Annotated in this window: 21 protein-coding genes; 6 read left to right on the top strand and 15 right to left on the bottom strand. The window is 67.1% G+C overall.

Annotated features, from left to right (window positions below):
- The first annotated feature begins 1 nt into the window (after window position 1).
- Both ABE434_RS07845 and ABE434_RS07840 read left to right on the top strand, forming a co-directional pair.
- Window positions 2–934 carry an MBL fold metallo-hydrolase gene (locus tag ABE434_RS07845; protein ID WP_346478427.1) on the top strand — a complete coding sequence of 311 codons (933 nt, stop codon included), beginning with the start codon at window positions 2–4 and terminating at the stop codon, window positions 932–934.
- Between the two features lie 70 nt (window positions 935–1,004).
- On the top strand, window positions 1,005–2,657 hold the full coding sequence (locus tag ABE434_RS07840; protein ID WP_346478516.1) for a M28 family metallopeptidase: 1,653 nt from the start codon (window positions 1,005–1,007) through the stop codon (window positions 2,655–2,657).
- 162 nt (window positions 2,658–2,819) lie between these two features.
- Here the strand turns inward: ABE434_RS07840 and ABE434_RS07835 are convergent, their stop codons facing one another.
- Window positions 2,820–4,154 (bottom strand): MFS transporter, encoded by a 1,335-nt coding sequence (locus ABE434_RS07835; protein WP_176990148.1) that lies wholly within the window; start codon window positions 4,152–4,154, stop codon window positions 2,820–2,822.
- 177 nt (window positions 4,155–4,331) lie between these two features.
- Here ABE434_RS07835 and yedA point away from each other — a divergent pair, with 177 nt between their 5' ends.
- Both yedA and rarD read left to right on the top strand, forming a co-directional pair.
- Window positions 4,332–5,234 (top strand): drug/metabolite exporter YedA, encoded by a 903-nt coding sequence (gene yedA / locus ABE434_RS07830; protein WP_179460465.1) that lies wholly within the window; start codon window positions 4,332–4,334, stop codon window positions 5,232–5,234.
- Window positions 5,231–6,148: an EamA family transporter RarD gene (gene rarD / locus ABE434_RS07825; RefSeq protein ID WP_179460464.1), complete on the top strand. Its 918-nt coding sequence runs from the start codon at window positions 5,231–5,233 to the stop codon at window positions 6,146–6,148. Before yedA ends, rarD begins: the two co-directional genes overlap by 4 nt.
- Before the next feature lie 883 nt (window positions 6,149–7,031).
- Here the strand turns inward: rarD and ABE434_RS07820 are convergent.
- The 6 genes from ABE434_RS07820 to ABE434_RS07795 form a co-directional block, all read right to left on the bottom strand.
- On the bottom strand, window positions 7,032–9,854 hold the full coding sequence (locus tag ABE434_RS07820; RefSeq protein WP_346478426.1) for a TonB-dependent receptor: 2,823 nt from the start codon (window positions 9,852–9,854) through the stop codon (window positions 7,032–7,034).
- Between the two features lie 84 nt (window positions 9,855–9,938).
- Complete coding sequence (locus ABE434_RS07815; RefSeq protein WP_346478425.1) at window positions 9,939–10,187, bottom strand: hypothetical protein; 249 nt, start codon at window positions 10,185–10,187, stop codon at window positions 9,939–9,941.
- Between the two features lie 98 nt (window positions 10,188–10,285).
- The gene (locus ABE434_RS07810) at window positions 10,286–11,596 is read right to left on the bottom strand and encodes an ABC transporter permease (protein WP_346478424.1); all 1,311 of its coding nucleotides are present in this window, start codon (window positions 11,594–11,596) and stop codon (window positions 10,286–10,288) included.
- 10 nt (window positions 11,597–11,606) lie between these two features.
- Window positions 11,607–12,767, bottom strand: a complete 1,161-nt coding sequence (locus ABE434_RS07805; RefSeq protein ID WP_346478423.1) for an FtsX-like permease family protein — start codon at window positions 12,765–12,767, stop codon at window positions 11,607–11,609.
- Between the two features lie 14 nt (window positions 12,768–12,781).
- Window positions 12,782–13,471, bottom strand: coding sequence for an ABC transporter ATP-binding protein (locus ABE434_RS07800; protein WP_179460460.1), 690 nt, complete (start codon window positions 13,469–13,471; stop codon window positions 12,782–12,784).
- A gap of 166 nt (window positions 13,472–13,637) precedes the next feature.
- Window positions 13,638–14,873: an efflux RND transporter periplasmic adaptor subunit gene (locus ABE434_RS07795; RefSeq protein WP_346478422.1), complete on the bottom strand. Its 1,236-nt coding sequence runs from the start codon at window positions 14,871–14,873 to the stop codon at window positions 13,638–13,640.
- Between the two features lie 296 nt (window positions 14,874–15,169).
- Here ABE434_RS07795 and ABE434_RS07790 point away from each other — a divergent pair, with 296 nt between their 5' ends.
- Together ABE434_RS07790 and ABE434_RS07785 are read left to right on the top strand one after the other, a co-directional pair.
- Window positions 15,170–16,396 (top strand): sensor histidine kinase, encoded by a 1,227-nt coding sequence (locus ABE434_RS07790; protein ID WP_346478421.1) that lies wholly within the window; start codon window positions 15,170–15,172, stop codon window positions 16,394–16,396.
- Window positions 16,393–16,995 carry a response regulator transcription factor gene (locus ABE434_RS07785; protein WP_123731154.1) on the top strand — a complete coding sequence of 201 codons (603 nt, stop codon included), beginning with the start codon at window positions 16,393–16,395 and terminating at the stop codon, window positions 16,993–16,995. Before ABE434_RS07790 ends, ABE434_RS07785 begins: the two co-directional genes overlap by 4 nt.
- Window positions 16,996–17,097: 102 nt before the next feature.
- Here ABE434_RS07785 and ABE434_RS07780 read toward each other — a convergent pair whose 3' ends face one another.
- From ABE434_RS07780 to ABE434_RS07745, 8 genes are all read right to left on the bottom strand, one after another.
- Window positions 17,098–17,658 (bottom strand): cytochrome b/b6 domain-containing protein, encoded by a 561-nt coding sequence (locus ABE434_RS07780; RefSeq protein WP_121044183.1) that lies wholly within the window; start codon window positions 17,656–17,658, stop codon window positions 17,098–17,100.
- Window positions 17,655–18,767 carry a catalase family peroxidase gene (locus tag ABE434_RS07775; RefSeq protein WP_346478420.1) on the bottom strand — a complete coding sequence of 371 codons (1,113 nt, stop codon included), beginning with the start codon at window positions 18,765–18,767 and terminating at the stop codon, window positions 17,655–17,657. Before ABE434_RS07775 ends, ABE434_RS07780 begins: the two co-directional genes overlap by 4 nt.
- A 157-nt stretch (window positions 18,768–18,924) precedes the next feature.
- Window positions 18,925–20,292, bottom strand: coding sequence for a leucyl aminopeptidase family protein (locus ABE434_RS07770; RefSeq protein WP_346478419.1), 1,368 nt, complete (start codon window positions 20,290–20,292; stop codon window positions 18,925–18,927).
- Window positions 20,293–20,320: 28 nt separating this feature from the next.
- Window positions 20,321–21,031, bottom strand: coding sequence for an HAD family hydrolase (locus ABE434_RS07765; RefSeq protein WP_102788871.1), 711 nt, complete (start codon window positions 21,029–21,031; stop codon window positions 20,321–20,323).
- A gap of 63 nt (window positions 21,032–21,094) precedes the next feature.
- A complete protein-coding gene (locus ABE434_RS07760; RefSeq protein ID WP_313208837.1) occupies window positions 21,095–21,571 on the bottom strand; it encodes a hypothetical protein in 477 nt (158 codons plus the stop codon).
- An 85-nt stretch (window positions 21,572–21,656) separates the two neighbouring features.
- Window positions 21,657–22,748: an AI-2E family transporter gene (locus ABE434_RS07755; RefSeq protein WP_313208836.1), complete on the bottom strand. Its 1,092-nt coding sequence runs from the start codon at window positions 22,746–22,748 to the stop codon at window positions 21,657–21,659.
- A gap of 136 nt (window positions 22,749–22,884) precedes the next feature.
- Entirely contained in the window at window positions 22,885–23,367 is a 483-nt protein-coding gene (locus tag ABE434_RS07750; RefSeq protein WP_346478418.1) for a protein sip-5, read from the bottom strand.
- Window positions 23,364–23,864 (bottom strand): phage holin family protein, encoded by a 501-nt coding sequence (locus ABE434_RS07745; protein ID WP_176990933.1) that lies wholly within the window; start codon window positions 23,862–23,864, stop codon window positions 23,364–23,366. Before ABE434_RS07745 ends, ABE434_RS07750 begins: the two co-directional genes overlap by 4 nt.
- Between the last annotated feature and the right edge of the window lie 4 nt (window positions 23,865–23,868).

Raw genomic sequence — 23,868 nt, 5'->3', positions numbered from 1 at the left:
GATGCACTCCGACCCCAGCATTCATACGATCGACACCGCGTTCCAGCGCGATGATTTCGACGCAGCCTACCTGATCGTCGAGAACGGCCGGGCGGCCTTCATCGATTGCGGTACCGGCCTGGCCGTGCCCGCGATGCTCGCCGCATTGACGCGCGCAGGCTGCACGCCCGGGCAGGTCGATTGGCTGATCCTGACCCATGTGCACCTGGATCACGCCGGCGGCGCCGGCCTGCTGATGCAGCAGTTGCCCAACGCCACCCTGGTCGTGCACCCGCGCGGCGCGCCGCACATGCTCGATCCGACCCGCCTGGTCGCCGGGGCCACCGAGGTCTATGGCGAAGCCGAGATCGCACGCAGTTATGGCCCGGTGCTGCCGGTGCCCGCCGCGCGCGTGGTGATTGCCGAGGATGGCCACACCGTGGATCTGGCCGGGCGCGCACTGCTGTGCATCGATACCCCCGGACACGCGCGCCATCACCTGTGCGTGTGGGACGCACGCAGCCGCAGCTGGTTCACCGGCGACACCTTCGGGCTGTCCTACCGCGAGCTGGACAGCGCGCAGGGCGCGTTCATCGTGCCGACCTCTTCGCCTGTCCAGTTTGATCCCGAGCCGCTGAAGCAGTCGATCGCGAAGATGCTGTCCTACGATCCGCAGGCCATGTACCTGACCCACTACGGGCCGGTGGCACCGCCGCGGAAACTGGCGGCGGATCTCGTCGAGCAGATCGATGCGATGGTCGAGATCGGTCGCCAATGCGATGGTCGCCCGGACCGGCATCGCTGCCTGGTGGCGGCGCTGACCGCGCTGTACCTGGAACGCGCGCAGGCACACGGCTGCCCGCTGGATGACGAAGCGGTGACCCGTGTGCTGGCGATGGACATCGAGCTCAACGCGCAGGGCCTGGCCTGCTGGCTGGATCGCGATCGCCGCTAGTGCACGGTCACGGGGGTGTCACGTTACACTCCGGTGTCCCGTTTTCGTCCTGGTGTCTGCCGTGAATCCGATGCGCATGCTGCTGCTGTCGTCCTGCCTGTTCGTGGGCGGCCTGGCCCACGCCGCCAATGATCTGCCCGGTGGCGGCATCGATCCGCAGGCCCTGTCGCGGCATGTGCGCATCCTGGCCTCGGACGAGTTCGAAGGCCGTGCCCCGGCCACGCCCGGTGAAGAGCGCACGGTCCAGTACCTGATCGAGGAATTCAAGAAGTACGGCCTGCAGCCCGGTGGCGTCGACGGCGGCTGGGTGCAGCCGGTGCCGATGGTGCGCGCGCAGGTCGATGGCCCGGTGCGCGCGCAGCTGCGCCAGAAGGGCAAGCAGCGCGCCCTGGCCAATGGCGAGGACGTGACCCTGCAGAGCCTGCGACCGCAGGATGCGGTGGCGATCAAGAACGCACCGCTGGTGTTCGTCGGCTACGGCATCGATGCGCCCGAGCGCCACTGGAACGATTACAAGGACGTCGACCTGCACGGAAAGATCGCCGTGGTGCTGATCAATGACGCCGATTTCGAGGCCGACCAGCCGGGCGCGTTCGATGGCAAGGCCGTGACCTACTACGGCCGCTGGACCTACAAATTCGAAGAGGCCGCACGCCGCGGTGCGCAGGGCGTGCTGATCGTGCACGAGACCGCGCCGGCCGCGTACGGCTGGGCCACGGTAAAGAGCTCGGGCACCTCGCCGCTGTTCGATATCGAACGCACCCGCGAGCAGGCCCTGGCCCAGCACGTACCGGTGCGCGGCTGGATGCAGCGCAGCCTGGCCGAGCAGCTGTTCCGGGACGCGGGCCTGGATTTCGAGGCCGAGAAGCGCCGCGCCATGACCCCGGCCTTCAAGCCGGTGGCCCTGGGCGATGCGCAGCTCTCGGTCGACTTCAAGCTCAAGCGCGAGCAGGTGATCACCCGCAACGTGGTGGCCAAGCTGCCGGGTGGCGCGCATGCCGATGAAGCGGTGATCTTCTCCGCGCATTGGGACGCGTTCGGTATCGGCCAGCCCGATGCCAAGGGCGACCGCATCCGTCGTGGCGCGATCGACAACGCCACCGGCGTGGCCACCGTGCTGGAGCTGGGCCGCGTCTTCGCTGCCGGCCCGCAGCCGCAGCGCACGCTGTATTTCGTGGCGTTGACCGCGGAAGAGAAGGGCCTGCTCGGCGCCAGCTATTACGCCGCGCACCCGCTCGCCCCGCTCGACAAGACCGCTGCGGTGTTGAACATCGAGATGTTCAGCCCGGATGGCCCGACCCGCGATATCGCCTCGTGGGGCAAGGGCCGGGTGTCGCTGGAAGGGGACCTGGAGCGCGTGGCCAAGGCACGGGGCCGTACCTACTCGCCGGACCCGAACCTGGAAGCCGGCTTCTTCTACCGCGCCGACCATTTCGCCTTCGCCCGCCTCGGCGTGCCGGCGATCACCATCGGCCCGGGGCTGGACATGCGCGAAGGTGGCGTCGAAAAGGGCCGTGAGCTGCGCGATGCGTATTTCGCCGCCTGCTACCACCAGGCCTGCGATGCCTGGACCCCGGGCTGGGACCCGAGCGGCCACGCCGCCGACACCCTGCTGGTCTACGACCTGGGCGCGGAACTGGCCAACAGCCGTCGCTGGCCGCAGTGGGAAGAGGGCTCTGAATTCCGCGCCGAGCGTGAAAAGACCGAGTCCGCGCGCCGCTGATGTAGGGGGGGATTGCGGGATCGCCGCATCCGCCAGCAAAACCAAAGCCCCCTGAGTCAGGAGGCGGCCGCGTAGTGGCGGGGGTCTGGGTGTTGGTAAGAAGGGGCCCGCGGTTTGCGCAGCAAAGCGTGGGGCGCCAGCGCGTATGCGATGGCGCGTCCCCTACTTGCGCGTGCCATCGAGCCAGTTCGGGCCCTTGTTGGTCAGGAAGAACATGTAGACCACCAGCGATACCGCGATGATCGCCGTGACGTACACCGCGAACATGCCGACCTGGCCGGTCTTCAGCGCACCCTGGTACAGCAGCGGCGCGGTGCCACCGAACAGCGAGTTGGCCATCGCATAGCCGAAGCCCACGCCCAGTGCGCGCACATGGGTGGGGAACAGCTCGGCTTTGACGACCGCGTTGATCGAGGTGTAGCCGGTCAGGATCACGAAGCCGATGCCCAGCACCAGGAAGGCCATGAACGGATCGTGCTGGTTGGGCAGTTCGGTGATCAGGTACCAGCTGTACAGCACGCCGCCGATGCCGAAGAACACCAGCAGGCTCTTGCGCCCGACCATGTCCGACAGCCAGCCACCGATCGGCTGCAGCACCATCAGGAAGGTCAGCACGCCGAGGTTGATCATCGTGCCGGTCATGACGTCATCGCCCGCGAACGCGCTCTGGATCATCTTCGGCCCGTTGACCGAATACGTATAGAACGCGACGGTGCCGCCAGCGGTGATCAGGAAGCACAGCAGCAGCGGACGCCACTGGTTGACGAACAGCTCACGCATCGAGCCGGAGGCCTTGGCGCGGCCATCGCGTGCGGCTTCGATGGAATCGGTCTGCAGCGATTCGTCCATGCTCCGGCGCAGCCAGAACACCACGATCGCCGCGATGCCGCCGATGCCGAACGCCACGCGCCAGCCCCATGCGGAAATCTCCGGCTTGTCCCAGAAGGTCAGCATGCCCAGCAGGGTCAGCTGCGCCAGCACGTGGCCGCCGACCAGGGTGACGTAGTGGAACGAGGACAGGAAGCCGCGCCGGCCGGGGATGGCGGCCTCGGACATGTAGGTCGCACTGGTGCCGTACTCACCCCCGGTCGCGAAGCCCTGCAGGAGGCGCGCGAACAGCAGGATCACCGCCGCCCAGATGCCGATCTGCGAGGCGGTCGGGGTGATCGCGATCAGGAACGAACAGGCGGCCATCACCGTGACCGACACCGTCAGCGCCAGCCGTCGGCCGTAGCGGTCGGCGAAGCGGCCGAAGTACCACGCGCCGATCGGGCGCATCAGGAAGGTGGCGGCGAAGATCGCCCACACATACATCGTGGAGTTCTTGTCGGCGGCCGAGAAGAACTGGGATTCGAAGTACACCGCGAAGACCGAGTAGACGTAGACGTCATACCACTCGACCAGGTTGCCGGCCGAGCCTTTGAGGGTGTTGGAGATGGAGCGCCGCAGGGCGGCCCGTTCGGGGTGTGCCGCGGTGGCGGGGACGGAAGTGCTCATGCAGGGTAGGGGTCCTGGCTGGGAAGCGTTGATTGCTCTTGTTACCTTACCGCACGTCAAAAACGGGTGCGTGTCAGGCATCACGCGGCGGCCCGGTGAAATCAGCGTGCCAGCACAAGGGGTGCCGCGCCATCGGCAACGGCCTAGAATCCGGGTTCCCCCGTACCGTGGTGGCCCATGGCCGTTCTACCCGAATCCCCGTCGGCCGCTCCCCGCAGCGGCCTGGTCGTCCTGGCGCTGCTGCTGGTGTACGTGGTCTGGGGGTCCACCTATCTCGGGATCCGGCTGGCGCTGGAAGGCGGCGCGCTGCCGCTGACGATGGTCTCCGGTGGCCGGTTCATCATCGCCGGCTCGCTGATGTACGCCGTGCTGCGCTGGCGTGGCTCGCCCGCGCCGACCCGGCGCCAGTGGCGCAACCTGGCGATCATGGGCCTGACCATGCTGGTGCTGGGCAACGGCATGGTAGTGCTGGCCGAGCGCACGGTGTCCTCGGGCCTGGCCGCGACCGCCGTGGCCTCGGTGCCGCTGTGGATGGCCCTGTTCGGCGCGATGCGCGGGCAGAACGCCAGCCGCGGCGAGTGGCTGGGCATTGCGATCGGCTTCCTCGGCGTGGTCTGGCTCAACGCCGGCAGCAGCCTGACCGCCTCGCCGCAGGGCCTGATCCTGCTGCTGATCGCGCCGATCGGCTGGGCCTTCGGCTCGATCTGGGCGCGCGGCCTGGACCTGCCCAGCCCCTTCATGACCGCCGCCGGGCAGATGCTCTGCGGTGGCGCGATGCTCATCGTGCTCGGCCTGCTCAGCGGCGAACGCCCGACCACCTGGCCCAGCATGAATGGCCTGCTGGCGGTCGCCTACCTGTGCATGTTCGGCTCGATCGTCGCCTTCACCGCGTACGTGTGGCTGCTGCACAACGTGCGCCCGGCGCTGGTGGCCAGCTATGCCTACGTCAATCCGGTGATCGCGGTGATCCTGGGCGTGATCATCGGCAACGAGCATTTCGGCGGGCGTGACCTGCTGGCAATGGCGGTGATCCTGGCCGGCGTGGTGGTGCTGACCCTGGCCCGGACGCGCGCGAAGTGAGCCTGCCTGCGCAACACAGCCTGCAGGAGCAGCGCCGCGGCTTCGCGATCACCGCCTTCACCTTCACCCTGTGGGGGCTGGTGCCGGTCTACTGGCACCTGCTCAAGGCGGTGCCGTCGCAGCAGATCATCGCGCACCGCATCATCTGGAGCACGGTGCTGGTGGTGGCCTGGCTGCTGCTGAGCAACGGGATGGGCTGGTGGAAGGCCATCGCCGCCCAGCCGCGCGCGCTGCCGACGCTGGCGCTGAGCAGCGTGGCGATCGCGTTCAACTGGGGCCTGTACATCTGGGCGATCAATGCCGGTCACGTGATCGAGACCAGCCTGGGGTACTTCATCAACCCCCTGGTGAGCGTGGTGCTCGGCGTGGTGGTGCTGAAAGAGCGCCTGCGCCGCCTGCAGTGGCTCGCGGTGGCCTGCGCGGCCCTCGGGGTGGCATGGCTGACCGTCGATGCGGGAACGCCGCCCTGGATCGCGCTGGGGCTGGCCTGTTCGTTCGGTCTGTACGGGCTGCTGCGCAAGATGATCTCGGTGGATCCGGTGGCCGGCCTTGGGATGGAGAGTCTGTATCTGTTCCTGCCGGCGATCGGGTTCGCGCTGTGGAGCGAGAACGGGCACGGCGGGGCGTTCTTCAGTGGCTGGGGCTGGCGCAACGATGCGCTGTTGATCTTCGGTGGTGCGGTGACGGCGTTGCCGTTGATCGGGTTTGCGTACGGGGTAAAGCGGATTCCGCTGTCGCTGGTCGGGATCCTGCAGTACATCGCGCCGAGTATCGGCCTGCTGTTGGGCGTGTTCTTTTTCCGCGAGCCGTTCGATACGGCGAAGGCGGTGGGTTTCGCCGCGATCTGGACCGGGCTGCTGCTGTTCATCGGCGACGGTGTTTGGCGGTCGCGGGTTGGGGGTTTGAAAGGCTGAAAAGCCTTGAAGCCTTGAAGCCTTGAAGCCTTGAAGCCTTGGGCTGCGGGGATGGCTGGCTGGGCAGGGTGTGGGTGGGTGCGCGGGACCCGCCGTGAACCCATCCATGGCGGCATATGGTCCCGCGCACCCACCCACACCCCGCCTCCGACAGTTGGCTGGTGGCCTAGGTAAAGCCAAGGGCGGTCTGGCACTGCGGCGCCATTTCTGCAGCGCCGAGCGGCGTATTGATTCGGTGGGGCAACGCCGGTGGAAGCTCAGCCAAGACAGCGCGCAGGCAGCAGGGTTGAGCGAGCTGTAGCCAGGCGGAGGCTTGTTGAACAGGCCGACTAAAGGTCAGTAGAGCTAAGCCAAACCAATCAACGCAGGGCTCATCAACGCCGAGCAGATCAAAGCAGAGCAGATCAAAGCAGAGCAGATCAAAGCAGAGCAGATCAAAGCAGAGCAGATCAAAGCAGATCAGATCAAAGCAGATCAGAGCAGAGCAGAGCAGAGCAGATCAAAAGCCGCAGCCGCAGTGCCGCTTTTCCATTGCGCACCAGCCCACTGTCAAAGGGTGGGCACGGGTGGGTTGGCGGGACCATTTGCCGCCTTGGTTGGCGGCATATGAGCTTACATGGACGTACTTGCAGCGGGTCCCGACAACCCACCCGTGCCCGCCCAAGCCAGGGCTAGCCCAGCACTAAAGGCTGTTGCTCTAAAGGCTGTTGCTCTAAAGGCTGTTGCTCTAAAGGCTGTTGCTCTAAAAGCCAGAGCTCCAGAAGCCATCGCTCAAAAACGGCAGCGCAAAAAAAGACGGCGCCCGAAGGCGCCGTCTTACTTCCACTCAGCGGCTTGGAGAGAGTAAGCCGCAGATCAGAAAGGGTTGATCAGGCGAACCCGATCAGAAACGCTGCTGGTACTTCATGTACATGTAACGGCCGATATCGAACCCACCGTAGTACGTGAAGCTGCTGTTCGGCTGGCTGTACATGATCGGACCCTGATGGTCGAACACATTGTTCACGCCCATCGACACCGTGCCATTCCACGGCAGCACATAACGCACCTGGATATCGTGGAACGTGTTCGAACCCACCTTGTTGATGCCCTGCTGGCCCGTATAGGCCGAGCTGAAGCCCGGATTGCTGCACTCCGTCGTGTAAGCGCAGTTCTCCTTCATGCTGGAGTAGTAACGCGCCGTCCAGCCCAGGCCGAAGTTGCCGTACTGATAGTCCAGATTGAGGTTCGAACGCACGCGGAAGTTGCCTTCCCAGCCCGTGTACTGACGCACCGGCGTGGTGTCGACGTTGTCGTTCTTGCGCTCCAGGTAATCCACGTACGTGGTGTTCCAGGAGACCGCGAACTTGCCGATCGCCAGTTCCGGCAGACGGTAACGGATCGACAGGTCATAGCCGGCCGTTTCCTGGTAGCCCGCGTTCAACAGCGTGCGGTCCAGGCCGTTCACCTGGCCGATCGTGCGGCCCGACTTGGCACGCGTGAAGCGGTCGCACGCGGCGTCCACGCCCAGCACGTAGCACTGGTTGAGCATGTCCGTGGCCGACTCACCGACGATCACGTCGTTGATGCGGATCTTCCACCAGTCCAGGCTCAGGTCCAGGCCCGAGACGAACTCCGGGCTGTACACCACGCCCACGGTCCAGGTCTTGGCGGTTTCCGGCTTCAGTGCGGCGTTGGAGCCCGAGCTGAAGTCCGTGCCACCCTGCTGGCCCGGTACCGTCGCGGCGGTGCCGTCAGCGGCGAGCTGGCGGAAGTTGGCCGGGACACCGTTGGCCAGGCAGCGCGCCAGGACCTGCGGGTTGTTGGCGGCCGCGCCGAAGGTGGTGTCGCACGGATCGGTGTACGAGTCACGCGTGCTGGTGGTGCCGCCGTACAGATCTTCCACGGTCGGTGCACGGAAGCCGGTGCCGTAGGTGGCGCGCACCAGCAGGCTGTCGATCGGCTTCCACTTCAGGCCGAACTTGGTGTTCGTGGTCGCGCCGAAGTTGTTGTAGTCCGAGTAGCGACCGGCCATGTCCAGCGACAGTTCGCGGGCGAAGGCCATGTCGGCCAGCAGCGGGACCTGCAGTTCCAGGTAGACCTCGTTGAGCGAGTAGTCGCCCTGGGTCGGCTGGCCGGTAGTGCCGGCGATCTGGCCCTGCTGGACCATCAGGTCCGGCGAGTAGCTGGCTTCTTCGCTGCGGTGCTCGACACCCAGTGCACCCAGGATGTCACCGGCCGGCAGGCTGAACAGCGAGCCGGAGATGTTCGCGCTGGCCACCTTGGTGGTGCTCTGCATCTTGTCGGTGAAGCGGGTGAACAGGAAGTCCTGCACGTCCTGGTTGCTCATCGAGCCCGGACCGGTGTAACCCATCGGGGCCAGCGGGTTCCACGGGGTGCAGCCAGCGATTACGTTGCCGACGCTGCCGCAATGGGCAATGCCCTGGCCATCGATGAACGACGGGCCCACGGCCTGGTTCACGTTCGGCTGGTACATGCTGCCCGTGCCGATGCGCTCGCCTTCATTGCGGTTGTACATGTAGCTGACGTTCCAGTCCCAGTAACGCGAACCGGTGTCGAAGCTGCCTTCCAGGCCCAGGCTGGCGCGCTTGGTGGTCAGGTTGTTCTCGGTGCCGCGCGGCAGTTCTTCGGTGCGGTGCGCGAACGCCACGTCACGGCCGAACGGGTTGAACGCGCTGTCCTTGGACAGCAGCGCACGCGAACCGGTGCTCTGGTACGGGTAGCCGGCCAGCTGCTTGCTCGACTCGCGCTCGCTGTACAGCGCATCGGCGACCAGGCGCAGGTCATCGGTGATCGAGAAGCCACCGTTGGCGAACACCGACTTGCGCTGCAGACCGGTGAGCAGGCTCATGTTGGTCTTGGTGTTGGCATCGTTGGCCTTGTCGGCCGGCGTGAAGTTGCCCAGCTGGGTCGGATCGCCGCCCGGGCCCACGCTGAGGTTCTTGCCATCCACGGTCGCGTAGCCCCACGGGGTGACGCCGCTCAGGCCGTCGGCCGTGTGGCGCGGGCCGTTCGGGTACGCGGTGAACTCACGCTCGCCACCCAGGACCGGATCTTCGTCGGTGTACTCGCCACCGACGGTGACCCAGCCGCGGTCGAAGGTCTTGCCGAAGGTCGCGCTGTAGGCGGTCTTCTGGCCGTCGCCTTCGCTGTACTGGCCGACGTAGGCGCTGACTTCCGCGCCGTCGAAGTTCTTGCGGGTGATGATGTTGACCACGCCGGCGATGGCGTCCGAGCCGTACAGGGCCGAGGCACCGTCGGTTAGCACTTCCACGCGTTCCACGATCGAGGACGGGATCGAGGCCAGATCGGAGTAGCCGCCGGCGCTGACGCCCATGCGGCGGCCATCGATCAGCACCAGGCTGCGTTCCGGGCCCAGGTTGCGCAGGCTCACGTACATGCCGCCGAAGTCGCGCCCCGATTCCAGCGAGGAGGCACGGCTCATGCTCGGCGAACCGGCGGCGGTGACGTCCTGCAGGATGTCGGCGACGTTGACGTAGCCCTTCTTCTCGATCTCGGCGCGATTCAGCGCGACGACCGGCTGGGCGGACTCGACGCTGGCCTGGCGGATGCGCGAGCCGGTGATCTCGATGCGATCAAGGTTGGTGGTGCCGTCATCGGCACTCTGTGCGAAGGCGGGGGCACTGCAGCTGGCGACAAGCGCGATGGCGATCGCGTTGCGCAGCGGATTGGTCTTCAAATACATCCGTGCGTTTCTCTTTCTCTGTAAAAACATTCGCCCGTTCGGGCGGCGTGGGGAACAACACACCACGACGTGGGGGGCGGGAGTCTAATGACTTTTCAAAATTTTTACTTTCATTTGAAAGCGTAAAAAGCGCTTTAAATGAACGATTGCTGACAAATCCACGCATTCAGACGAAACCTTTTTCACATCGTCGTGCAGCGTGAAGAAAACAGCACCATCGCGGTGGGCCGAGGCAGCAATAGCGGCGACGCGCGAGGCAACTTGAGTGCGTGCGGCGTGTCGTCGCAGCGCGCGTACAGCCACGCGATCGACAGCTAAACGTGCAGTGAACACGCGCGCACGAAAAAAGAACCGCACTCTTGCAAGTGCGGTTCCAGACTTGCTATTTCGCGTGCGCGATCACGCGCACGCGCGTTGTTCAAACGTATCGCTCAGGTCTCGCGCAATGCCGTGGTGATCGGCAGCCGCGCCGCGCGCAGTGCCGGGAACAGGCCGCCGACCAGACCGATGCCGAGTGCCCACTTCAGGCCCGTCCACAGCAGCTGCGGGGACACCTGGAACTGGAACACCACCTGGCTGAAGTTGTTGCCCAGCGTGGACACGGTGTAGTTGTTGAACACCAGCCACGCCACCAGCCCACCGAGCAGACCGCCCAGCAGGGCCAGCAGCATCGTCTCCAGCATCACCGCCGTCACCACCGGCACGCCGCGGAATCCGATCGCGCGCATGGTGGCGATCTCACGTGCGCGCGTGGCCACGGCCGCATACATCGTGTTGAGCGCACCGAACACCGCGCCGATCGCCATGATCGCGCCGATCACCGTGCCCAGGATGCTGATCAGCTTGCTCAGGCCGCCGGATTGCTTGCGGTAATAGTCGCGGGTGGTCTCGACATCCAGTTTCAGGCGTGGGTCGGCCTCCATGGCCGTCTTGAACTGCTGGAAGCCCGCCGCCCCTTCGGTACGCACGTTGACCGACTGGTAGGCACTGCGGTTGTACGTGGTCGACAGCGTCTGCGTGTCCGACCACAGCTCCGACTCGTGCACATCGTTGGAAGCGAACACGCCCACGACCGTCCATTCCTGCTTGCCCAGCTGCAGGGTCTTGCCGATCTCCAGGCCCTCGAACTGCGCCTGCGCGCCCTTGCCGACCACGATCTCGCGCAGGCCCGGTTTGAACCTGCGGCCGGCGATGATGCGCACGTTGTCGCGCACCGCCCAAGCCTGCTCGCCGACACCGCGGAACTGCACGTTGGTATCGCTGTGGTCGCTGCGCGAGAGCAGGCTGATCACCTGCGACAGCTCGGCGGAGATCAGCGGCTTGCCGTCGCTGCCGCGGGCCACGCCGGGCAGGGTCTCGATCAGCGGGACCTGGTCGCGCATGATCACCGAGTTGGTTTCCGCCTGCGAGCCACCGCGCAGCACGATCGCCACGTCATCGCTGCCGCTGCGCTCCAGGGTGGCCTTGAAGCCATCGCCCATCGCCAGCATGGCCACCAGCACCCCGACCACCCCGGCGATGCCGACCACGATCACCGAGGAGGCACCCCAGCGCTGCGGCAGGCTGGCGATGCCGATACGCGCGGCCGCCAGCGACAGCCGGCCACTGCGGGTCAGCACCAGCCAGGCGGCCAACAGCACGGCAATCGCCAGCACCATCCACCACGGCAGCACGATCCACACCACCAGGGCGACCAGCAGCACCACCACGGTCAGTACGTTCCACATCCATTGTTTGTTCATGGTGGTCTCCTCAGCGCCCGGCCAGTGCATCGACGATCTTCAACCGCTGCGCGCGCAATGCCGGCAGCAGGCCCACCACGATTCCGATCACCGCCATCAGGGCCAGTGCCATCACCCACGTCTGCGCCGGCACGCCGGGCAGGCTGATCATGCCCTGGCTGCTGGCGCTGATCACCGGCATCACGATCGAGGCCAGGCCCATGCCGATCAGCCCACCGAGCACGATCAGCAGCACCGACTCGACCATCACCAGCACCAGCACCGTGCCGTCCTTGAAGCCCAGCGTCTTGAGGATCGCCAGCTCAGGGATGCGCTCGCGCACCGCCTGGGCCATGGTGTTGCCGGTCAGCAGCACCAGGGTGAAGAACACCGCCGCCATGATGCCGGTGACGATCAGGCCGATATCGGCGAACTGCTTGGCGAAGGCCTGCGAGAACGAGGCTTCGGTCTGCGACTTGGTTTCGTGGTCGGAGTTCAGCGACAGCGCGTCGATCGCCTGGGCGACGCGCGAGGCATGCGCCGGGTTCTCCAGCTGCACGGTGTAGAAGCTGACCTGGTTCTTGATGTAATCGTTGGACTCGTCGAAGTAGCTCCAGTGCAGCAGCAGCTGGTTCTCCGCGCCGGCGTTGTTGCGGTCCTTGGCGCGGTAGATGCCACTCAGCTCCAGCGGCCAGTCGTTGCTGCCCTTGCGCGGGAAGATCGTGGCCTGCATCGGAATGGTGTCGCCGACCTTCCAGCCGAAGCGCTTGGCCAGCGCTTCACCGACCAGCGCGCCGGTGCGGGTGTTCTTGAACGCCTCGGCCTGCTCGGGCGGCAGCTCGAACTCGGGGTAGAGGTCCATGTAGTTGTCCGAGACCGAGAAGCTCGGGAAGAAGTTCTTCTGGTCCTGGTAGATGCCGCCGAACCACATCGCGTAATTGACCTTGCGCACGCCCGGAGTGGCTTCGATGTCGCGCAGCAGCCGTAGCGGCAGGCTCTGGGTGATCGAGAGCTTGGAGGACACCACCAGCCGCTTGGCGCCTTCGATGGTGTCACCACCGGAGTTGAAGGCCACCCGGACCGAATCGAGCATGCCGAACAGCAGGAAGGCCGCCACCACCGACAGCAAGGTCAGCAGGGTGCGGGTCTTGCTGCGGAACAGCTGTGCCCAGACCAGCGAGAAGTATTTCATCGCCGCATCCTCCGTCAGTGGGCCGCTGGCACGTCGGCCAGTTCGCCCTTGTCCAGGTGCACCGTGTGCGTGGCGTACTCGGCGGCCTTGGGATCATGGGTGACCATGATGATGGTCTTGCCGTGTTCGCGGTTGAGCTGCTGCAGCAGCCCCAGGATCTCCTCGGCGGACTGCCGGTCCAGGTCGCCGGTGGGCTCATCGCAGATCAGGAAGGTGGGGTCGGAGACGATCGCGCGGGCGATCGCCACGCGCTGCTGCTGGCCGCCGGAGAGTTCGTTCGGGCGGTGGCTGCGGCGGTCGGCCAGGCCGACCAGGGTCAGCGCGATCTCGGCGTTGCGCTTGCGCTGCGCCGCGCCCAGGTGCGTGAGCAGCAGCGGCAGCTCCACGTTCTTCTGTGCGGTCAGCATCGGCATCAGGTTGTAGAACTGGAACACGAAGCCGACGTGGTGGCTGCGCCAGGTCGAGAGCTGGCCACCGCTCATGCGGTCGATGCGCTCGCCTTCGATCTCGATCTCGCCCGCGGTGGGCGTGTCCAGCCCGCCGATCAGGTTGAGCAGGGTGGTCTTGCCCGAACCGGACGGGCCCATCAACGCGACGAAATCGCCCGACTGGATGTCCAGATCAATGCCGTGCAGCACCTGCACTTTCTCGGGGCCGCGCTGGTAGGTCTTGGTGATGTTGCGGAGCGAAACCAGGGTGGACATGGGTGGTTCTCCGTGGATCAGTGAGAAAAGGCATGCGGCGCGCCCGGGCGAAGGCCGCCGGGTTCCGCGGTGACGGCCAGCCGCCACCGTGCGCGCCGTGACGGCACGAGGGAGTCGCACTTGCTGCGAGCGTGGGGGCGGCTCGCGTACTGCTACCTTCGGCCCGTCAGGGGGTTTCGGTGACCTTGCTGCCGTCGTGCAGCTCGGCCGGTGGTGAGGTCACCACGACCTCGCCGGCACTCAGGCCCTGCGTGACCTGGCGGTCGTTGTTGAGCGTGGTGCCCACGGTGAGCGCGCGCTGTTCCACCCGCGCATCGTCCTTGACCACGAAGGCGACCGTCTTCTGGTCGCGCTCCACGATCGCCGCCGCCGGTACGCGCACGCCCTGCGGCTTGGCGGCTTCGGTGGGCTGGGCGCTTTCCAGGAAGCTGACCCGCACGCCCATTTCCGGGACGATGCGCGGGTCCTTGGTCTTCAGCGCCACGCGCACCTTCACGGTGGCCTTGCCGCGGTCGGCGGTCGGGATGATCGCGATCACTTCGGCCGGGATTTTCCAGTCCGGGTAGGCATTGAGGGTGGCTTCGACCGGCATCTTCGGCTGCACGCGGCCGATGAAGGATTCGCCGACCTCGACTTCGATCTCCAGCGAGTCCATGTCCACGATGGTGCCGATGCCCGTGCGGGTGAAGCCGCCGCCGGCCGACAGCGGCGAGACGATCTCGCCCGGCTGCGCGGCCTTGGCGGTGACCACGCCGGAGAACGGCGCGCGCACGATGTTGTTGTCCACGCCGAGGTCGGCGATCGCCAGCGAATCGCTGGCCACGGTGGTGTTGCGCTGGGCAGTCTTGAGCTGGGCGCGCAGGTTGTCGCGCTGGGCGATGGCCAGGTCGTACTGCGAGCGCGAGACCAGCTGCTGGCCGACCAGTGCCTGCAGGCGGCCGGCCTCGGCATCGGCCTGGGCGACCTGCGCCTGCAGTCCGGCCAGCTGGCTGCGCGCGGCCTCCAGCTGCGAGGCCGAGAGGCTGCGCTGTGCGTTGGCATCGATCGGGTCGAGCGTGGCCATGATCTGGCCCTCTTCCACACGCATGCCTTCCTCGATCATCACCTCGCGGACCTTGCCGGTGATCTTGGCCGAGACGGTGGCCATGCGCCGGGCGACCACATAGCCGCTGGCATCGAGCACCGAGCTGCTGGCGCCGCCCTGCTGGATCGCCACCACCGGGGCAGTGGTCACCGCGATCGGGCGCTCGCGGCCGAACACGAACCAGGCCAGCCCGGCCAGCACGATGAGAAGGACGATCGCCAGCACGATCCAGCGGCCACGTCGCGGGGGCGACGGCGGCGGCGAACCGGCCTTGCGGTCGATGCGGAGTTCCTTGAGCAGTTCAGCGGATGCGTTCATCGTGAGTCTGGACGGGGAATCGGGCCGAGTGTGACCGCATCGGCGGCCGGGGGGCAAACCGGCACGGTGGCCGGGTGGTGCACAGCATGCCCGGCGGCCAGCGGCGTCGGCAGTGACAGCTGTCACCTGTATGGGCTGACGCCGGCCACTGGGACCGGCAGCGCGGATGACGGACGCTGTGGGTGTCCTCTCTGGGAGTGCGTCATGACCGAGCCTTCTGTGTTGTCCTTGGCCAGTCTCCAGGACGCCGAGGTCCACTACGGCAGGGGCGCCTGCGACGTGTTGGCTGAAGTGGCATGATCGCGCCTGATCGCTCTGCTTTGGAATCGCCCGTGTCCTCCAGTCGGCTCGCCTCCCTGCTGCGCCCCGCGCCGGATTCGGCCGTGGCCGAGAACCTGCGGCGCGGCAGATCGCCATGGGTCGATGCGATCCACCTGCTGTGGACGCTGTGGGTGTTCCTGACGCCGCTGTTCGGCGGTGGCTACACCTGGCGCTGGGCGGCGCTGACCCTGCTGACCTACCCGGTGTTCCTCGTGCTGTACGCCGGTGTGCTGCTCGCACCGCGTTGCCACGCACCGCGCTACGCCCTGTCGATGGTGGTACTGGGGCTGGTACCGCTGGCGTGGTACCCCTCGGCGGTGAGCTACTTCATTTTCGGCTGCGTCACCCTGCGCGTCTCGCGCCGCAGTGGGTATGGGCGTTATCTGCTGCAGCTGGTGGGATTGAACGCGCTGTTCGTGGTGGTGGGACTGTTGGCCCACTATCCGTGGCAGGCGCTGATCTGGATCCCGAGCATGGCGATGATCATCAGCCTGGTGGTCAACTTCGAGACCGCCAGCCATGAACAGGATGCGGCGCTGCAGCTGTCGCAGGACGAAGTGCGTCGGCTCGCGGCGACCGCCGAGCGCGAGCGCATCGGCCGCGATCTGCACGATCTGCTGGGGCATACGTTGTCCTTGATCACCTTGAAGCTGGAGCTCTCGCGCAAGCTGGCCGACCGCGATCCGGTGGGCTCGCGCCGCGAGGTGGACGAGGCCGAGACCATCGCGCGCCAGGCGCTGGCCGAAGTGCGCAGTGCAGTCACCGGTATCCGCGCGAGCGACCTGGCGGCCGAACTCGCCTCGGCCCGGTTGCTGCTGGAGTACCAGTATGTGCATCTGCACTACGCGCCGCCGCCGCCGATGCCGGTCGATACCGAACGGGCATTGTCACTGGTCCTGCGCGAGGCGGTGACCAATATCGCCCGCCACGCACAGGCGCGGCAGGCGTGGATCACCTTCGAGCAGGACGGGCGCAGTCTGTTGATGCAGATCCGCGACGATGGGCGCGGTGGTCTCCACGTCGATGGCAACGGGCTGACCGGCATGCGCGAACGCGTTGCGGCACTGCGCGGCACCCTGCTGATGCAGTCGGCGAAGGGCGAGGGCACCTGCGTGACGGTGCGGGTCACCCTGCCGGCGGCAACCACGCCGGTCGTGGCACTGGTCACGCCCGATGCCCTCCCGGACGGAGCCGCGCCATGATCCGCATCGTGCTCGCCGAAGACCAGGCGATGGTGCGCGGCGCGTTGTCAGCGCTGCTCGGGCTGGAGCCGGACATCGAGGTGCTGGGCAGCGCCGCCGATGGCGAAGCCGCGTGGCGGATGCTGCAGCAGCTGCAGCCGGACATCCTGGTCACCGATATCGAAATGCCCGGCCTGTCCGGGCTGGAACTGGCGCAGCGGATCGCCCGTCAGGGACTCCCGATCAAGGTGGTGATCGTCACCACCTTCGCGCGCTCCGGCTTCCTGCGCCGCGCGCTGGATGCCGGGGTCTGCGGCTATCTGCTCAAGGATGCCCCGGCCGAACGCCTGGCCGATGCGCTGCGCCAGGTGCAGCACGGCGGCCGCGCGATCGACCCGCAGCTGGCGCTGGATGCCTGGTCGCAGGCCGATCCGCTCAACGACCGCGAGCGCCAGGTGCTGCGCCTGTCCGGCGACGGACGCTCGGCCAGCGAGATCGCCACCCAGCTCGGGCTCTCGCACGGGACGGTGCGCAACTACCTGTCCGAATGCATCGGCAAGCTGGGCGTCGCCAACCGCATCGAAGCGTATCGGCTGGCCCGGCAGAAAGGCTGGTTGTAACGCGGTAGGCGCCCACCGTTGGTGGGCGCGATGCATGGGATCGATACCGGCCGCCCCCACCGACCAACGGTCGGTGGCTACCAGGATGACAGGCAACCTGATTTATCCGGCATCGTCGTTGCGCTCTTTCTCCGGGCCCTTCGCCATCGCCTGGAATACGCCATCGCGGCGCACCCACAGGTGGAACAGCGCAGCCGACAGATGCATCACCACCGTGGCGAACAACACATAGGCCAGCAGGCTGTGCGCATTGCGCAGGGCGGCGTACAGCGCCGGGTTGTGCGGCAGGATCGCCGGCAAGTGCACGCCGCCGCCCATCACGATCGGATAGCCACCGGCGGAGAGCATGCCCCAGCCGACCAGCGGCATCGCCAGCATCAACCCGTACAGCACCCAGTGCGAGGCATGCGCGGCCGCAGCCTGCCAGGCGGGCAGATCGGCCGGCAGCGGCGGTGGACGGTGGCGCAGGCGGTTGTACAGCCGCACCAGCACCAGCAGCAGGATCGCGATGCCCAATGGCCGATGCAGGTCGATCAGCATCGGCCGCCAGTGCAGCGAAGCGACCATGGTCACGCCGACGAACAGCATGGTCAGGATCATCGCCGCCATCAGCCAGTGCAGGACGCGGGCGAGAAGATTGAAATGGCCGGCATCACGGTTCATCGCGCACCTTCCTTGCCCGTGGCAGCGGGCGCGTTGCCGCGGGCGATTTCGCGCTCGCGACGATTGAACGATTGTGAATACACCGCCGAGCGCGCGGCCAGGATCGGATCATCGGTGCCGGCCACGCCGCTGGGCAGGATCAGCGGATCGTAGTTGAGGTCGCGGCAGGCGCCGGTGGCCTGCGGCTGCATGCTGCTCAGGGTCAGCGTGCCGGCCTTCACCTGGCGGCGGTCCTCCGGCCACACCTGCGAAGGATCATTGACCGGGTCGCCATCGTTGGCGACGGTCACCCACATGTCCCAGCGCACCGGACCCTGCGCCAGCCGCTGCGCGAACTCCTCGCTGAGGAAATCATCGTCGGACTGCGCGCGCTGTTCCGGCGTCATGTCCTCGAACGGTGCCTGTGGACGCATGCTCCAGCGCACGAAGCGGTGGCTGCCATCGGCGGCGGTGAAGCGGAAACTGTTGACGCCGTTGTAGGCGGTGTTGGCCCAGCTGTTCGACCACGGGGCGGTCTTGGCCCACTGCTGGAAGGCACGCGCAGAAGGGTATTTCTCCAGCACGGCCGCCATCTTCGCCGGATCCGGTTTACCGGTGGCCGGGTCCGGGATGCCCGCACGGGTCTGCTCGAGGAAGGCTTCCGCGGTGGGTACCGCGAAGAACGGGAAGCTGTTCATCGCCATCCGCCATTCCTGGCCGTCATCGCTGACCAGCTGCAGCGCCATGCTGCGCACGCGGGCCTTGTTGTCGGCGCCATGCGGATCGCCGCCGCCGATCGAGAGCCGGCCCAGCACAGGCACCTGGGGCTGGCGGAACACGCGCGCTGAGCTCAGCGCCGCGCCCTCCGGTGTGCCCTGGAACACACCGCTGACGCAGACGCCCTTGGTATGCGCACGGCGGAAGCCGGGCTGCGGTGGCCCCGTCGCCTCGATGGCATCGGTGAAGGTCTGTGCGGTGACGCGGTCGCGACCGATCCAGCCGGCCAGCCAGGCGAAAGCCAGCACCAGACCCCCCGCGATCAGGGCGATCAGTGCGATCCACAGCAGCGGTGATGGAGGGCGTGGACCGCCCGGTTCGCGACCAGCGCGGGTATAGCCGAAGAGCGACATGTCCGGATTCCTGCCTTCACGATGCGTGTGGGTGGGCGACAGGGGGCATGGTGTCAGAACCCGGCGCAGGCCGATATTCACATTTTCGACAACTCTTCAGAAACGACGATCCCCGCCGGGGCGGGGATCGTGGGGGTCACAGGTGAGGCGCGGCGCCTCAGGCGTAACGCGTCTTCAGCATCGCCCACGCCGAACGCAGCGCCAGCGCTTCGCCACCGGCCGGACGGCCCGGGCGTTCGCCGTCGTTCCAGGCGTACACATCCAGATGCGCCCAGGTCTGGCCTTCGGCGATGAAACGCTCCAGGTACAGCGCGGCGGTGACCGAGCCGGCCATGCGCGAACCGGCGTTGGCCAGGTCGGCGATGTTGCTGTGCAGGTAGCGCAGGTACGGGCGCCACAGCGGCATGCGCCAGACCGGATCGCGCACCGATTCACCGGCCTGCAGCCACTGCTGTGCCAGGGTGTCGTCGTTGCTGAACAGCGCCGGCAGGTCCGGGCCGAGCGCGATGCGGGCCGCGCCGGTCAGGGTGGCGAAATCGAGCACGATCTCCGGCTGCTGCTCGCTGGCATAGGTCAGCGCATCGGCGAGGATCACCCGGCCTTCGGCGTCTGTGTTGTCGATCTCGATGCTCAGGCCCTTGCGGGTGGCGATCACTTCGCCCGGACGGAACGCATCCGGACCGATCGCGTTTTCCACCGCCGGGATCAGCAGGGTCAGCTGCACCGGCAGCTGCTGGGCCATGATCAGCCCGGCCAGGCCCAGCGCGTGCGCGGCGCCGCCCATGTCCTTCTTCATGTTGCGCATGCCATCGCCCGGCTTGATGTCCAGCCCGCCGGTGTCGAAGCACACGCCCTTGCCGACCAGCGCCACATGCGGCTGGCCTGCGCTGCCCCAGCGCAGCACGATCAGCCGCGGCGCGCGATGCGAGGCGCGGCCCACGGCGTGGATGGACGGGAAGTTCTGCTCCAGCAGCGCATCGCCGGTGATCACCTCGATCTGCGCGCCGTGGGCCGTGGCCAGTTCACGTGCGGCATCTTCGAGCTGCTGCGGACCCATGTCCTCGGTGGGGGTGTTGACCCAGTCGCGCACGCGCAGGCTGGCCGCGACCACGTCGCGCACTTCGGCCGAGGGAGTGGTGGCCAGCTGGGCCGGCGCGCGGTTGGGCTTCCGGTAGCGCGCGAAGCGGTAGCTGCCCAGGCCCCAGCCGATCTGCAGCAGGGTCTCGATCTCCGGTGCCAGGGCATCCGCCAGTGTCCAGACAGTGCCTTCCGGCAGCGCGAATGGCGCATGCGCGTAGCTGTAGACATCGCCCGGGTCGCCGACACCGACGATCGCGCCGGCCAGGCCGTGCTCGCCCGGCAGCAGCACCACGCTGCCACCGCTGCCGTTGAAGCGCTGCGCGTCCAGCCACGCACCGAGCGCGTCGGACTGCTGCGCACGCCAGCCGGCGTACTGCTCGCGGGTCATCACATGCAGCGGCAGCGCATGCGAGGTATCGGACGTGAAACCGTTGATCTGGGACATGGGACTCGAGTGCTCCTTGGGCGGCGGCTTACGCGTGCTGGGCGGATGCGTTCGCATCCAGCCAGTCGGCCAGCCCGGTCAGGGTGTCGAACTGCAGATCGGGCTGCAGTGAAGGATGGGTCCAGGGGTGTTCTTCGCGGTTGATCCAGCAGCCGCGCAGGCCGGCCTGCATCGCACCGACCACGTCCATCTCGGCGTGGTCGCCGACGTGCAGTACGTGGGCCGGAGCCACCGCGAGGCGCTCGCAGGCCGCATGGAAGATGCTCGCCGCGGGCTTGGCGGCGCCGTGCTCGCGCGAGCCGAGCTGGAAGGTGAAGTGGTGGGACACGCCGATCCGCTGCAGGTCGGCATTGCCGTTGCTGAGCGCGGCGACCGGCACGCGCGCGGCGATCCGGGCCAGCGCGTCCATCGCATCCGGATAGAACTCGACCTGGTTGCGCGCGGCGTAGAACGCCTCGTAGGCCGGTTCGAGCAGGGCCGGATCGGCGCCGCTTTTCTCCAGCGCCTCGCTCAGCGTCAACCGGCGCAGCGCGCTCAGGTCGTAGTGCAGGTGCGGGTTGTCATGGAAGGAGCGCTCGCGCAGTTCGCGCATCGCGGCCACCGGGTACATCGCGGCGGTCGCGGGGCTGTGCTGGAGCATCCACTCGTACAACACCTGGTCGATGCGGGCGCCGATGGGGGCGAACGGCCACAAGGTGTCGTCGAGGTCGAGGGTGATGGCTTGGACGGGGAAATTCACCCCGCCATTCTACGCCTGCGCGCGCGGGCTTTCATGGCGCGCGCAGGGCCGAGGTGAGGTGCTTCAGCGCAGGTCGTAGGAGCAGGCGATGGAGGCTTGGCCCTCGTCCTGCCGCACGCTCAGGTCGTGGCGGCCTACTTCCAAGGTGTAGTCGCCGGCTTCGTTGCGCGGAATCTTCGCCAGCGCTGCGATCTGTTCGATACCGGCTGTGCTGAAGTAGGCGGTATAGCTGTCGATGCTGTCCTCGCCGTTGGCACCGTCGTACAGGTGCAGGCGGTTCACCGGCTGGCCCAGCACGAGCAGCGGTGTGGTCAGCGCATACTCGCCATCGGACAGCTCGCCGTACGCCTGCAGCTCGGTCGGCTTGAGCACCTTCGCCAGCGCGGCGAACTGCGCAGGCGTCAGGTGACGCTTGCAGGTGACCGCCTCGACCAGCTGGCGGCTGGCCACCTCGGCGCTGGGCGGGGGTGCGGCCAAGGTCGGGGCAGCGAGGGTGACAAGGCCGGCGAGGGCCAGGCAACGGGTAGCGAGGGAAGACATCAGGGCCGGGATCCATCCGAAAAGGTGCCGGTATTCTGGCAGCACCGGGGATCGCGCGGCCAGCCGTATCCTTGGCCTTGACTGCTTATTCCAGCAGCTTGGCCCAGCCCTGGGTGCCATCCAGCCGCGCCAGCACCAGCTTGATGCAGACCAGCAGCGGCACCGCCAGCAGCAGGCCGACCATGCCCCACAGCCAGCCAAACACCATCAGGGCCAGGATCAGGATCAGCGGCGAGATCGCCATCTGCCGGCCCAGTACGATCGGGGTCACCACCTGGCCTTCGATGGTGTGCAGCGCGAGGTAGCAGGCCGCGGGCAGCAATGCCTTGAAGGGATCGCTGAACTCCACGAAACCCATCAGCAGCATCAGCGCCACGCCGATCAGCGGACCGACGTAGGGCGCGAAGTTCAGCAGGGCCGCCACGGTGCCCCATAGCAGCGCCTCCTGCAGCGAAATGCCGAGCAGCAGCAGGATGCCGGAGAACACCAGGCCGACCAGCGTGTTGATCACGGTGATGGTCAGCACGTACCGGGAAACCTCGCGCTCGATCGAGCGCAGGATGTCCGTGGTGAAGCGTTGCTGCTGGCGGCTGGGGAACAGCGCGATCGCATGCTTCTGCAGGTTCTGCCCGTAGATCATGAAGAACAGGGTCAACAGCACCACCGCCAGCACCGAGGCGGCCAGGCGGGGCGCGCGGGTCAGCACCTTGTAGGGATCATCCAGCTGGGTGCGCACGATCTGCACGCGGCGGCTGCCTTCGCCACCGGCGACACGCGCGAAGTTCTCGGCGGCCTGGTTGGCCTGCTGCACCGGCTTGGTCAGGTTCTGCACCTGGCGGGCGACCTTGCGCAGCTGCTGCGGTGCTTCCTGGGCCCACTCCATCGCCGGGCCGACCAGCTGCACGCCGAGCGCGGCGGCACCACTCAGGCCGACGCCGAGTACCAGCACCGCGCCGAGGAACCGGGGAATCCAGATCTTCTGCAGCATCCGCAGGATCGGGTTGCCGACCAGCGCGAAGAACATCGCCAGCAGGATCGGCAGGACCACGTCCTGTGCCGCCCACAGGGTGAAGGCCACGGCCAGGGTGGCCAGGATCACCAGCGACATCGGGGCGCGCGGGCGCGGCGCGGGCGGTGCGACGACGGCTTCGGCAGAAGGGGGAACCGGGACGCTCATTCGGATCGCACGCTGGAAAGGAGCGCCATTATTGGGCAAGCCGGGTGGGCATGGCGTGTGGGGTGCGTGCAGACGAAGAAAGGCCCCGCGGCGGGTGCCGCAGGGCCTTCGGATGTTGCGGCCGAGCGCGGTGCGATCAGCGTTCGGACAGGTCCGTGGCGGCTTCCGCCGGTTGCGGCTGATGCGGCGAGGCCGGATCCGCGCGGCGTTCCGGGCTGAGCCGCGGCGTTGCCGGGGCCGCAGGTGTCGGCGCCGGAGCTGCTTGACGCGGTGCCTCATCGGTGGCCTCATCCACCTTGTCAGCCGCCTGCTCGGCGGTATCGGCCGCTTCGCTGGCCTGCATCGAGGCGAACGCGGCCTGGGTACTGGCCACCAGATTGGAGACCGAGCCGATCATCTGCAGCCACCGCGCGCCCTGCACCTTCGCGCCCAGGCCGGTGGGCTCCAGCTTGCCGGCCAGGAAACCGCCGGCCAGACCCACGGTAATGATGCGCAGCGGTGTCCATCCGGTACGCCAGACGGTGCTGAGGGTGGACCAGTTGCTGCGGGTTTTCTCCACCCGCACCGCCACCACCAGCTCGGCGCGCTGGACGCGTTGCCGCAAGGCTTCGAAGTTCATCGCTTCACCCCCGTGGTATCGACGTCGGCATCGGGATCTTCATCGCTGGGCTCGTCATACAGCCCCAGCCGCGACAGCTGTCGGCGGGTGGCATGCATGCCGGTATGGCGGAAGAAGAACGACACCCGCCACATCGCATAGCCGGTCACCAGCAGGCTGACGATCGAGGTGATCAACAGCGAATGGAACCAGGACAGGCCCCAACGCTGCATCAGGGCGATCAGCGTACCGGCCAGCAACAACCAGGCCGACGCGCCGAACACGATCGCCACGCCCGCCCAGGCCAGTGCCCGGCCAAACGCGCTGCGCGCCAGTGCGAAGTCGGCAGAAGCCAACCGTCGCAGGGAGCGCAGGGTGTGTTTGGCCGAATCGACGGTCTCACGGCCGGCCTCACCGACCTGACGGATGCTCTCGTCCAGGCGCGGTGCTTTTTCACCGCTGTCCGGTGGCGGGATATCCGCGCCACCGGCAGCGTTCGACTGGGCTTGATCGCTCACGCCG

This window comes from Stenotrophomonas sp. TWI1183 (genome assembly GCF_039673115.1).
In the GTDB taxonomy this organism is placed as follows: Bacteria; Pseudomonadota; Gammaproteobacteria; order Xanthomonadales; family Xanthomonadaceae; genus Stenotrophomonas; species Stenotrophomonas maltophilia_AA.
This window is presented reverse-complemented; position numbering and strand designations above follow the sequence as displayed.